The organism is Limosilactobacillus ingluviei DSM 15946 (genome assembly GCF_001435775.1).
Classification (GTDB): Bacteria; Bacillota; Bacilli; order Lactobacillales; family Lactobacillaceae; genus Limosilactobacillus; species Limosilactobacillus ingluviei.
Map to the genome: position 1 here is coordinate 52,676 of NZ_AZFK01000047.1, position 11,375 is coordinate 64,050.

Below are 11,375 nucleotides of genomic sequence, written 5' to 3' on the forward strand. Positions count from 1 at the left end.
TCAGAAAGGATATGCTTATGATCGTGTTTACCAACCTGTTAATAATTGCTTTGATTGTTGGCTATGCCGGCTGGCAACTCACCAAAACGTTTAAGCGGGCCAAAAAAGGAAAATGTGCCGCTTGCGCTTATGACTGTGTCTTGAAAAAAGCCGCCGCTTCCCGGTCAGATTCTGCTAAAATATAAGTATGATTGCGCGTTACTAAATCAATGCGGGCCTGGGGCAGGTTCGCAATTACATAGGGGATTTTTTTCATGCAACAAGCCTATTTTCGTTATTACCCACAACTCAAACCAAATTTGACTGCCGTTAGCGAACTGATCGGCGACCGCTTAACCGTCCGTTACGCCCAGCTGGAACCGGCCTTGCAGCAAATGGCCCAACAGGGCGGTAAATTTCTGCGGCCAGCCTTTCTTTTGCTGTTTGCCGGCTTGCATGAGCACCCAGTGACGGAACAACAGCTGAAAGCCGCGGCTTCGATCGAAATTTTACACATGGCGACCTTAATTCACGATGACATTATCGATGATGCCCCCAAACGGCGGGGCCACGCCAGTTTACAAGCAACGTTTGGCAAGGATGTGGCCGTTTACGCAGGCGACTATCTTTTTACCGTCTTCTTTGACTTAATCACCGAAACCGTGGCCAATACCCGCTTTTTAACGGTTAACGCGCGGATCATGAAACGGATTTTAAACGGCGAATTGGGACAAATGGGCGATCGGTTCAAACTTGACCAATCCCTGCTGGGGTATTTGCGCAATGTTAATGGTAAAACCGCCGCCCTGTTTAGTTTAGCGGCGGAAGAAGGCGCCTTTTTGGGCGGGGCCACCCAAAAAGAAATTCAACTGGCCAAGCGGATCGGCCAAAACATCGGGATTGCCTTTCAAATCTTGGATGATATTCTTGATTATACGGGCCACCACCTCAACAAACCGATCCTGAAGGACTTGGCGACCGGGGTCTATTCTCTGCCCCTTTTGCTGGTCTTGCCGACCCACCAGGCTGAACTAACCCCCTACTTAACTCAGCAAGCCCAAATGACGCCCGCCGACATCAAAGCCGTCCAACAAATCGTCAAGCAAGCCGGGGGCGTCCAGGCCGCCCAAACCCTGGCCGCCAAATTTACCGCCAAAGCCGAAGCCGAACTGGCGCAATTGCCCCCTTCGGCCAGCCGAAGAGCGTTGCAAAAAATCATTGAACAATTACTGAAACGAACCCGCTAAATTACAAAGGGAGTGGGAAATAACCTGCTCGGCAAGCCGGATGGATAAGCTAGGACGAAGGTTGACGCGGTACGCGTCGTTCGTCGTTCGTACTTATCCACTAGGCTTGCGGTTATTTCCCACGTGATCTGGGTAATATTCGAAAAACCAAAACAGAGGCTGGAAGAAAACATCGTTTTCTCCCAGCCTCTTGCCTTTCTTCACTAAAGCAACCAACGGGCGTGCCCTACCCGTGGGGCCGAATCATTTGCGGAATTGCCGCGTATTTTCGGCCAAGTGAACCAGCCCCCGTAAAAAGTCGTGGGTGCTGGCTTCGTAATCGTACTTCTTCCCCAAGTCATAAATGTAACCATTAATGTAATCAACTTCCGTTGGACGATCCTTGCTCATGTCCTGATACATTGATGGGTAATGCAAGGGGTTGGAGACTTCACTAACGTATTTGACCGTCTGCCATTCTTCTTCCCGGGTGGAAAGCAATTGTACCCCCGCCCGTTCTGCCACGTCAAAGGCTTCGTTGATCAATTGACGACTGAGCCGTTCGGCCCCCTGGTAATCAATAAACTGCCCCATCTGGATTTCAAATAAGGTACACAAGGTGTTAATCACCGAATTAAAGACTAGCTTGGTAAAGAGGGTCCCTTCACAATTGTGGTTCAGATGCGGGTTAATGTTGGCCACCGTAAAGTCCGCCACCAGTTGATCCAGCCACGGGGCATCCTGGTTGTTTTGGGCCGCTAAATTGATCGACCCGGCCCCGGCCTTCCCGATAAAATCAACATCTCCCGCCTTATTCAGGACCGTCCCGATCAGACAAGTCCCGGCGGCGACCCGGTCGGCTGGGAAGTATTGGTTGATCTTTTCCAAGTGCCCCATCCCATTCATCCCGGTAAAGACGTATTGACTTGCCGGATCAAAAGCATGCGCCGTCTTATCCAAGAGGTCTTGGAGGGTCATTTGCTTGGCAAAGACAATCCAGACATCCGGGGAACCATGGTATTCTTCGGGACTAAAAATCTTGATGGGTACGAGATGACGATTTTCGTGATCGCGGGAAACGTAGACCCCGCCTTGGGCCTTAATCGTCTCAACTTGGGGCGCCCAATTATCAACAAATTCCACTTCCGCGCCCGCTAATTCTTGCAATAAAACCCCAAAGCGCAGCCCCATGGCGCCGGCGCCCAAAACGGTATACTTTAACGTCATAATGTTTTCCTCCTTACTTGGCTAGCAAGCGACCCTGGTAACTAACCGGAGCTCCTCGCCAGTCCACCACAAACCGTTACTCAAACAAATGCAACTTGCCAATCCGTTCGACGGCTTCGACCAAGCGGGCCGGTTCAATTAACAACCCAATCCGCACGTAGCCTTCACCGTAATTACCAAAGCCTTTCCCCGGCGCTACGGCCACCGCTGCTTGGTCCAACAAAACATCCGCAAATTCCTCACTGGTCATCTTAGGCGGGGTTGGCATCCAAGCATAAAAGGTCCCCTGGGGAGCAAAGCCGTGCCAGCCAATCTTTGCGGCAGCCGTCAAAAAGGCATCCCGGCGCGTCTGGTACCGATCGACCAATGCTTGAATCGCTCCGTCCCGCGCTGGATCTTGTAAGGCATCGATTGCAGCATACTGGAGGGCCGGGAAAAGGGAAACAAAGAGGTGATCTTGAATCAGGTTCAAGCCCTCGATAATATCAGCATTGCCCACTGCAAAAGCAATCCGCCATCCGGCCATGTTAAAGGTCTTCGAATAGGTATAAAATTCAATCCCGACCTCCTTGGCCCCCGGAATTTCCATAAAGCTGATGGGCCGGTTGCCATCATAGCCCAAGGCCCCGTACGCAAAGTCGGAAATAATTCCGACTTCATACTGCTTGGCCCAGGCCACCAGTTCTTCGTAAAATTCCCGGGTCGCCACCGCCCCGGTCGGGTTATTGGGGTAATTGACGTAGAAGAATTTTGCCCGGCGGACAATCGCAGCCGGAATGGCCGCCAAATCCGGTAAAAAGTTGTTTTCGGCCTTTAGCGGCACGGTCGCATATTCAACTTGCCCTAACGCGGCCCCCGAAAGATAGTCGGGATAGCCGGGGTCGGGCAACAAGAAGAGGTCGCCGGGATCCATCAAGGCCCACGGTAATTCAACTAGGCCAATCTTCGAACCGCCGAGAATCGCGACTTCTTTTTCAGGGTCAAACGTCGCTCCGTAAACCTCCTGGTAAAAATCGGCCGCCGCTTGTTTAAAGGCGGGCTGGCCCCGGAACTGAGAATACTTATGGGTCGCCGGGTCAGCGACCCACTTTTGGGTGCTTTGCACAATGTAAGCGGGGGTCGGTTGATCTGGGTTCCCCTGCCCTAAGTTAATCACATCCGCTCCGGTCGCCACTTTAGCATTTACTTTCGCGACCAAACTGGCAAAGAATTGCTTCGGTAAGGTCGCCATTAATTTTGATTGCGGGAATTCCACGTTCATTCCTCCCTCGGATTAAAAAGTTATTGGTACAAGTCTGGTCGCCGATCAGCTTGAATATCAAACAAGGCTTTGGCCGCCACGATCGCAGTGGGATCGATCTCGACGATGGTAATGCCCGCTTGCTCGCCGCCCGTCGCCAAAATGGTCCCGCTCGGCGCCACCGCCAGCGAATGACCATTGAAGTGATTGTCCGGATCATCACCTACCCGGTTGACGGCCACCACAAAGGCTTGATTTTCAATCGCCCGGGCTTTGACCAGGGCTTCCCACTGGTCAATCCGTGACGCTGGCCACTGAGCTGGTAAGTAATACAGGTCGACCCCGGCCCGGCCGGCGGTGCGCCACCATTCCGGGAAGCGCAAGTCGTAGCAGATAAAGCTGGCGCTCCGGATGCCAGCCAGGTCGTAGGTCGCTACCTGGTGCCCAGCTGCTAAATACTGGTCCTCCGCCATTGGCCCAAAGCGATGGGCTTTATCATAAGTCTGCACTAGTTCACCTTGATCGTTAAAAATGTAGGTCGTATTGTAGTAACGCCCATCCTTTTTTATCGCGACTGAGCCCGCCACCACGTTTAAGGCCAACTGCTTGGCCAACTGGCTGACCACCCGTTGGGTCTGCTGACCAGCCGGATCAGCCAACGTCGCCAGGTGCGTTAAATCATACGCCGTATTCCACATTTCCGGCAGGACCGCTACTTGCGCTCCCAAGGCCTTGGCTTCTTGCAAGCGAGCAGTGACTTGGGCAAAGTTTTGCGCCGGCTTGCCATACTCAACATCGATTTGAATCATCGCTACTTTTACCATTCGTGTGCTCCCTTCAACCACCTTAATTAAACCCGTAACCAGCCAGAAACAAAAAACGCCCATCCAATTAAGGACGAGCGGGCCGTGGTACCACCTTATTTCGTCAGCCAAGCTGACCTTAACCGTGCGGTAATGGGCACGAACCAAGCGGCAACAAAGGGTTGCCAACTGCTAATTGATCGAACCATCTTCGCTTGCGCCTTTGACCCGTTTCCATCCCCCCGGGCTCGCTGTGCAAAGACCGCCAAGTTACTCATTCGATCAGCTTTTTTTCATCTTAATTATGGTTGCATTCTAATTTAATTTTCATTTAAAGTCAACGGTTCACACCCAATTTTTAAAAAGTTTTTCCGGGTTTCCCCTGACTTGCCCGCTCCTACCATTTAGCATTTGTTAGGAGCTGCCACTTTCCCAAACTTCAAATTAAAAAAAGATGAGGAAAAAGGTTGACACTGGCCGGGCGGATCGCTACACTAAACACCATAATTTAATTCACGCAAGCAATTATTCTCGGTGGAGTAATTAAGCAGCCTTGCTCAGCGAGGTCCGGTGGTGAAAAGGACTCAAGACTGTTTAAATTGAAAGACTCTGAATTTGCGCCAACTTTGCGAGGTTGGCGGGCATGGTCCTCCGTAGCGGACCACGATCTCCAATTTAGTTTGGGTATCGTTAGAGGATCTCGTCTTAAGCGAGATTAAAGTAAGGTGGTACCACGCGGCAGCGTCCTTAGCATACAGCTAGGGCGCTGCTTTTTTTCTGCCTTAGATTGGTTCAGCCAACACATAATAAACCGAGACTCGCTTCGTGATACATATTTTCAGCTCATCAGGTAAAGGAAGGAAGCTAACATATGAAATACGGAATTATTGGGGCTGGCGCAATGGGCTACCGTTATGGGATCATGTTGCAAGAAAACGCGGGTTGTAAAGTAGACTTTATTGAGACCTGGGAACCCGCCCTAACCCAAGTTCGCCACCAAGGGGGCGTCTTGGTCGCCCGGGATCACCAAAATCAACACTTGGTCCCGATTAACATCTATTCCCCCGAAGAATACCAGGGCCATCCCGACGTCTGGATTATTTTCAAAAAGCAAATGCAACTGGAAGAAGAATTAGCCCGCGATGCGGCAGCTGGCTTATTTACCCCCGATCAAATTGCCTTTTCCGCAATGAACGGAATGGGCCACTTTGAAAAAATTAACCAATATTTTTCAGCGGACCGGATCTTGTGCGGCACCGCGATGATCGCCACCCGGCTGAATGGCCCGGCTAACGTTGATTTTATGGGGGCCGCCGGCACCGAGGTCATGCACATGGCGCGTTACAATCGCGCCGCACCGGATAAACGCAGTCAGGCCGTTGCGCATGACTTTGCGGCAGCACAGCTAGGGCCGGTCTGGGCTGAAGATTGGCAAGGCATTTGTTTGTCAAAAGTCGTCTTCAACGCGGTTTGCAACACCCTCTGCACAATGTTTGAGCTGCAAATGGGCCAATTCATTGCTTACGAAGGGGTCCGGGAGATGGCCCGGCAACTCTTTGATGAAGCGTATGACGCTTGTGAACGGGCCGGCATCTATCTGCTGGAATCCCGCCAGGCCATGACCGAATCAGTCATTACGGTTTCCAAAGCCTACCAGTATCATTATCCGTCAATGTACCAAGACTTTGCCGCGAATCGCCCGACCGAAGTCGACTACATTAACGGCTACATTGCCCGACTAGCCCGGGACCACGGCTTTGTTTGTCCAACCCATGAATTCGTCACGCACCAGGTCCACCTGGCGGAGACCGCCCGACAATTTAAATCTGCTTAACCCCTCGGACTGCCCGGAAGTAACTTTCCGCCAGTCCTTTTTCTTTTGTCGCCATTCCTTCCTCATCCCGCCAAAACATGAATGCCCGAAAACTTAATTTCTATAACAAAAATATCACCTAGGCTTTCGATAGTTAATTAAAAGCGCTTAAAAAACGCCGGGACGCTTAATTTAAAATCAGATTGACCGTTTCCGCTTTACAAGCTTTTAATTTTAATGCATAATAATTACCAATCTTTGATATTTTATTCATAAATAGCGGGAATTATTCAATCCTTATGAAAGTAGGTGGCGAACATGTTAATTCCACCCTCCACTCCTTGGCTTCCCATCAGCCGACGACGATTCCTCAAATAGCGCGTTGAACTGAAAGAAAGAAAAAGGAGTTTATCATCATGAAAAAATTACTTGCGGTGGCTTCAGTGGCCTTCTTAGGGAGTTTAATCTTAACCGGTTGCGGTAAGTCCAGCAGCGACCAAAGTCTCAAGCAAATCCAAGATAAAAAAGAGTTGGTCTTGGGGACATCGGCCGACTACCCACCGTTTGAATTTACAACCATGAAAGACGGTAAGAAACAAATTGTCGGCTACGATATTCTGATTGCCCAACAAATTGCTAAAGACATGGGCGTCAAATTAAAAGTCGTGAACACCGCCTTCCCATCCTTAATCTCAGAACTGCAAGATAAAAAGGTGGATATTGTAATGGCCGGGATGGTCTCCACTGACCAACGGAAGAAGGCCGTTGACTTTACCAAGTCGTATTACAAGAATTCCAACGTCTTACTGGTTAAGAAAGGCGAAGCAGCCAAATACAACACTGTGGCCAGCTTAAAGGGCAAGGCTGTTGGGGCGCAACAATCTACGACCCAAGAAAAGATTGGCAAAAAGCAATTAGCTGCGGCCAACTTGGTCACCGAAGCCAACTTTACGAACTTAACCAATGAAGTCAAGACAGGTACCCTGAGTGGGGTCATTGCGGAAAAGGTCGTTGCCGACAATGTCATCAAGAGCAACCCCGGGCAATACGAAATCGCGCAAGTTAAGCTGAAGACGCCAGCTTCCGATGCCCCGGTCAGCATCGCGGTACGGAAGAACAGTCCCGCTTTAAAGAAGCAGTTGAACAAGTCCATCACCAAACTGCAAAAGAACGGCGACTTGGATAAGTTCATGCAAAAGGCCCAAGACTTACAACTGGAACAAAAATAATCCGCAAGCTTTTCTCTCCCGCGGCGGCAGAGAAAAGCTTTTTCACACCAAGAAAGGAACTTGCGATGAGTGATTTAGTCCAATACTATCCAATGTTTTTAGAGGGGACGGCCCTGACCATTTTAATTACCGTAATCGGCAGCGTCATTGGGATTCTGCTCGGCCTGTTATTTGTCATGATGCGGCTTTCAAAGGTAAAAGTGATTTCTGCCATTGGCCGGATCTACATTTCCGTGGTCCGGGGGACCCCCTCAATGATTCAAGTGATGCTGATTTACTACACCCTGGCCAAGAGCTTAGACCTGCCAACGATTCAATTTTTAGGCTCGTCGTTAGACCGGATCATCCCCGGTTCGATTGCCCTCGGGATTAATTCGGGGGCTTACGTGGCCGAAATCTTCCGGGCTGGGATTACCTCGATTCCCGTCGGCCAAACCGAAGCTGGGATCTCCTTGGGGTTATCGGAACGTGAAACAATGCAATCAATTGTCCTGCCCCAAGCCCTCCGCAACGTCTTACCGGCGTTAGGGAATGAATTTATTACTTTGGTCAAGGAATCCTCCGTCCTCTTTTATATTGGGGTCCAAGAAGTCACCGCCCAGGCCCTGGCCGTGGGGGGCACCTTGTATAACTTTATCCCACCGCTGCTGGTATCGGCCGTAATCTACTTTATCTTAACCTTTGTGCTTTCCCAGGTCTTTGCTTTAATGGAAAAGAAAATGGGCGCCAAGTACACCCGGCTGAACTAAAAGGAGGCATCAGCGTATATGACTAACGTAATCGAAGTCAAACACCTGCATAAGGCCTTTGGCACCAATACCGTCTTAGATGACATCAATTTTACCGTTCAAAAGGGCGAAAAGGTCGCTTTAATTGGGCCCTCAGGAGGGGGGAAAAGTACCCTATTGCGGTGCTTGATCCACGTAGAAGGCGGCTATTCAGGCGAAGTTAATTTTGAAGGCCAACCAGTCAACCACGCCAGTAAGGAAACGCTGCAAAAGCTGCGGCAAAAAATGGGCTTTGTCTTCCAACAGTTCAACTTATTCCCGCACATGACGGTGCTGGAAAACATCACCTTCGCGCCCAAAAAATTAAAGATTGACGACCCTAAGGCCATCGAAGCTCATGCCCACCAATTGTTGGAAGAAGTCGGGCTGGCTAACAAAGCTAATGCCTATCCGCAATCCCTTTCGGGGGGCCAGCAACAACGGGTGGCGATTGCTCGGGCTTTGGCGATGAAGCCCGAAGTCATGCTCTTTGACGAACCGACCTCGGCCCTTGACCCTGAAATGGTGGGGGAAGTCTTAGGGGTCATGAAAAAGTTGGCCGCCGATGGAATGACAATGATTATCGTCACGCACGAAATGGCCTTTGCCCGCGATGTCGCCGACCAGGTCCTCTTTATGGATCAAGGCAAGATCGCCGACAGCGGAACGGCCACCCACATCTTCAAGGAAACAACCAACCCCCGGACCCAAGAATTTTTAGCCAAAATGATGGATTAGGACAAACACCGCCCCGGCCCTGGCCGAGACGGTGTTTTTCAGTTCATGGTAAAGTCGCCCAAGAGCGTCGCCACTTGAGCGAAGTAGGGCCAGTTAATCTCCACCCCTAGTCCGGCCGCCGCAGGGACCAACATCTGGCTGCCTTGCAAGGTCAATGGTGGGTCAATAATGTCGGTCGCATAAAAGCGGGTCGAGGCTGATAAGTCATTGGGCAGGGTAATCCCCGGCAGCGTTGCCAGCGCCAAGCTGGCCGCCCGGGCCACCCCAGAATCAAGCATCCCGCCGACCCAGCAATCAAGGTGGGCTTGCTGGGCAAAGGCGAGAATCTGCTTGGCAGCGCTCAGGCCGCCGACGCGGGCGACCTTTAAATTAATCACCTTTCCTGCTTGCAGTTGCACCATTGCTTGGGCATCAGCCAAGGTGGTGATGCTTTCGTCCAGGCACAAGGGGGTCTGCAACTGGGCCTGGAGGGCCGCGTGTTCAATTAGATCCCCGGGGGCCAGCGGTTGCTCCAGCATCGTCAACCTCAGCTCATCCAACTGCCGTAAGTGGGCCGCATCCGTGAGCTGATAGGCTGAATTGGCGTCGGCCATTAACATTAAAGTTGGAAAGGCCGCGCGGACGGCCCGCAAATCGGCTAAATCATGCCCCGGCTTGATCTTGACCTTCACCCGGCGGTACCCAGCAGCCACGGCCTGGGCCACTTTTTCCACCAGGGCGGCTGGACTGGCTTGAATCCCCAGCGAGATCCCGGCTTCCGCAGCCGCCCGCTCCCCACCCAGGGCTTTCGCCAAGGGTTGGTTTTGGCGCTGGGCGTATAAATCCCAGAGCGCGCAGTTAACCGCGGCCTTGGCCATCTGGTTGCCCTGCCAGTTGGCAACTTGCTGATCAAAGTCGTCCGGGTGATGATAACCGTGACCGACTACGCGGGGGAGGACCAAGTGTTGGAGAAAGGCAGCCGCCCCGGCTTGAAATTCAGCCGTGTAAAAAGGCGTCGCAAAGGCCGAGCACTCGCCAAAGCCCCGCCGCCCCGACTGGTCCGTTAATTCCAACAGCAAAGCATCTTTGGTCGCAACCGTTCCTTCACTACTGGCAAAGGGGTGTAGAAGCGGCATCTTAAGGGCCCAGAGGCGGGCCTGGACAATTTGTAATTCCATCCCAAATCCCTTTCTGAAAACAAAAAAGGATACCACCGACAGGTGATATCCCCCAACTACTCCGGTAGTCAGACTCGAACTGACGACGCCCTGATTAACAGTCAGGTGCTCTACCAACTGAGCTATACCGGAATCATAAACCAACATTAATATTATGCCATAGATTACCGGTTTTGCCAATCAGTTCTTTTTAAAATTTAGTAATTTGGTTGCTCCAGGGTTGCCAACAATTCAGGCGGAATGACCCGACCAGGACGATAAACACGCCGATCGTTGGGGCCGATGGCACGCAACACCCGGCAGGGACTGCCCACAGCCACGACATTCGCCGGTAAATCTTTGGTAACGACACTCCCCGCTCCCACCACGGTATTATCGCCAATCGTCACGCCAGGCAGGACGGTTACGTTAGCTCCCAACCAGCAGTTTTGGCCAATGTGGATCGGCAGATTGTATTGATAACCCTTGGCACGTAATTCGGGGAGAACCGGGTGCCCCGCCGTCGCCAAGGTTACGTTGGGCCCGATCATTGTTTGGCTACCCACAAAAATCTCTCCGTCGTCCACCATCGTCAGGTTAAAGTTGGCGTAGATTTGATCGCCAAAATGGACGTGCCGGCCGCCCCAATTGGCATGAAAGGGCGCTTCAATGTAGCAGTCCTTCCCACAAGCCGCTAACATCTGCTTTAACAAGGTAGCCCGGTGCTCATCACCCGCGCGCGTTTGATTATATTCGTACATAGTTTGGATCGCTGGAGTCTGGAGGGCCAAGATGGCCGGATCGTTTGGGTCGTAAAGTTCACCGCTTAAAACCCGTTGTTCAATGTCTGTCATCTCAAAATCCCCTTTCGTCAGTTGTTAGTCCAATTTTAGCATATCTAGGTAAACGCTTTCTTGGATCACTAAAAAAAAGAAGCCCTAGCATAAACTAAGGCTTCTAAAACGAGATGCCAACTAGAGGAGTCGAACCTCCGACCTTCTCTTTACGAGGGAGATGCTCTACCAGCTGAGCTAAGTTGGCATAAAAGAAGAGATGCTGACCCAACCATCAACACCTCACTAACTCCGGTAGTCAGACTCGAACTGACGACGCCCTGATTAACAGTCAGGTGCTCTACCAACTGAGCTATACCGGAATAATGCGTGGCGACGCCCTATCCTCGCAGGGAGCGATCCCCCAACTACTTTCGGCGCGTT

Annotated in this window: 11 protein-coding genes and 3 tRNA genes; 6 read left to right on the forward strand and 8 right to left on the reverse strand. The window is 51.4% G+C overall.

Features of this window, described 5'->3' with window-relative positions:
- Positions 1-17: 17 nt before the first annotated feature.
- Together FC43_RS10825 and FC43_RS06370 are read left to right on the forward strand one after the other, a co-directional pair.
- Entirely contained in the window at positions 18-185 is a 168-nt protein-coding gene (locus tag FC43_RS10825) for a FeoB-associated Cys-rich membrane protein (protein WP_019206205.1), read from the forward strand.
- Between the two features lie 69 nt (positions 186-254).
- A complete protein-coding gene (locus FC43_RS06370) occupies positions 255-1,226 on the forward strand; it encodes a polyprenyl synthetase family protein (protein ID WP_056955008.1) in 972 nt (323 codons plus the stop codon).
- A gap of 243 nt (positions 1,227-1,469) precedes the next feature.
- Here the strand turns inward: FC43_RS06370 and FC43_RS06375 are convergent, their stop codons facing one another.
- The 3 genes from FC43_RS06375 to FC43_RS06385 form a co-directional block, all read right to left on the reverse strand.
- A complete protein-coding gene (locus FC43_RS06375; protein WP_056955010.1) occupies positions 1,470-2,432 on the reverse strand; it encodes a ketopantoate reductase family protein in 963 nt (320 codons plus the stop codon).
- A 76-nt stretch (positions 2,433-2,508) separates the two neighbouring features.
- Positions 2,509-3,687: a pyridoxal phosphate-dependent aminotransferase gene (locus FC43_RS06380; protein ID WP_056955012.1), complete on the reverse strand. Its 1,179-nt coding sequence runs from the start codon at positions 3,685-3,687 to the stop codon at positions 2,509-2,511.
- A gap of 26 nt (positions 3,688-3,713) precedes the next feature.
- Positions 3,714-4,496 carry a carbon-nitrogen family hydrolase gene (locus tag FC43_RS06385; protein WP_019206209.1) on the reverse strand — a complete coding sequence of 261 codons (783 nt, stop codon included), beginning with the start codon at positions 4,494-4,496 and terminating at the stop codon, positions 3,714-3,716.
- Positions 4,497-5,346: 850 nt separating this feature from the next.
- On the opposite strand from FC43_RS06385, the gene FC43_RS06390 reads away from it, so the two are divergent.
- The 4 genes from FC43_RS06390 to FC43_RS06405 all read left to right on the forward strand — a co-directional run bounded on the left by FC43_RS06390 (position 5,347) and on the right by FC43_RS06405 (position 9,022).
- Positions 5,347-6,309, forward strand: a complete 963-nt coding sequence (locus FC43_RS06390; protein WP_056955014.1) for a ketopantoate reductase family protein — start codon at positions 5,347-5,349, stop codon at positions 6,307-6,309.
- Positions 6,310-6,704: 395 nt separating this feature from the next.
- On the forward strand, positions 6,705-7,517 hold the full coding sequence (locus FC43_RS06395; RefSeq protein WP_056955016.1) for a transporter substrate-binding domain-containing protein: 813 nt from the start codon (positions 6,705-6,707) through the stop codon (positions 7,515-7,517).
- Positions 7,518-7,582: 65 nt separating this feature from the next.
- Positions 7,583-8,266 carry an amino acid ABC transporter permease gene (locus FC43_RS06400; RefSeq protein WP_019206212.1) on the forward strand — a complete coding sequence of 228 codons (684 nt, stop codon included), beginning with the start codon at positions 7,583-7,585 and terminating at the stop codon, positions 8,264-8,266.
- An 18-nt stretch (positions 8,267-8,284) separates the two neighbouring features.
- Positions 8,285-9,022, forward strand: coding sequence for an amino acid ABC transporter ATP-binding protein (locus tag FC43_RS06405; protein WP_056955018.1), 738 nt, complete (start codon positions 8,285-8,287; stop codon positions 9,020-9,022).
- A gap of 38 nt (positions 9,023-9,060) precedes the next feature.
- Here FC43_RS06405 and menC read toward each other — a convergent pair whose 3' ends face one another.
- The 5 genes from menC to FC43_RS06430 all read right to left on the reverse strand — a co-directional run bounded on the left by menC (position 9,061) and on the right by FC43_RS06430 (position 11,314).
- Positions 9,061-10,179, reverse strand: coding sequence for an o-succinylbenzoate synthase (gene menC / locus FC43_RS06410; RefSeq protein ID WP_056955020.1), 1,119 nt, complete (start codon positions 10,177-10,179; stop codon positions 9,061-9,063).
- 59 nt (positions 10,180-10,238) lie between these two features.
- A tRNA-Asn gene (locus FC43_RS06415) sits at positions 10,239-10,311 on the reverse strand.
- Between the two features lie 65 nt (positions 10,312-10,376).
- On the reverse strand, positions 10,377-11,012 hold the full coding sequence (locus FC43_RS06420; RefSeq protein WP_019206215.1) for a sugar O-acetyltransferase: 636 nt from the start codon (positions 11,010-11,012) through the stop codon (positions 10,377-10,379).
- Between the two features lie 114 nt (positions 11,013-11,126).
- A tRNA-Thr gene (locus FC43_RS06425) sits at positions 11,127-11,199 on the reverse strand.
- A 42-nt stretch (positions 11,200-11,241) separates the two neighbouring features.
- A tRNA-Asn gene (locus FC43_RS06430) sits at positions 11,242-11,314 on the reverse strand.
- Positions 11,315-11,375: the final 61 nt, after the last annotated feature.

Coding starts and splice junctions, on each gene's coding strand:
- FC43_RS06395 (WP_056955016.1), top strand. CDS start 6,705: ATGAAAAAATTACTTGCGGTGGCTTCAGTGGCCTTCTTAGGGAGTTTA.
- FC43_RS10825 (WP_019206205.1), top strand. CDS start 18: ATGATCGTGTTTACCAACCTGTTAATAATTGCTTTGATTGTTGGCTAT.
- FC43_RS06390 (WP_056955014.1), top strand. CDS start 5,347: ATGAAATACGGAATTATTGGGGCTGGCGCAATGGGCTACCGTTATGGG.
- FC43_RS06420 (WP_019206215.1), bottom strand. CDS start 11,012: ATGACAGACATTGAACAACGGGTTTTAAGCGGTGAACTTTACGACCCA.
- FC43_RS06385 (WP_019206209.1), bottom strand. CDS start 4,496: ATGGTAAAAGTAGCGATGATTCAAATCGATGTTGAGTATGGCAAGCCG.
- menC (WP_056955020.1), bottom strand. CDS start 10,179: ATGGAATTACAAATTGTCCAGGCCCGCCTCTGGGCCCTTAAGATGCCG.
- FC43_RS06400 (WP_019206212.1), top strand. CDS start 7,583: ATGAGTGATTTAGTCCAATACTATCCAATGTTTTTAGAGGGGACGGCC.
- FC43_RS06375 (WP_056955010.1), bottom strand. CDS start 2,432: ATGACGTTAAAGTATACCGTTTTGGGCGCCGGCGCCATGGGGCTGCGC.
- FC43_RS06405 (WP_056955018.1), top strand. CDS start 8,285: ATGACTAACGTAATCGAAGTCAAACACCTGCATAAGGCCTTTGGCACC.
- FC43_RS06370 (WP_056955008.1), top strand. CDS start 255: ATGCAACAAGCCTATTTTCGTTATTACCCACAACTCAAACCAAATTTG.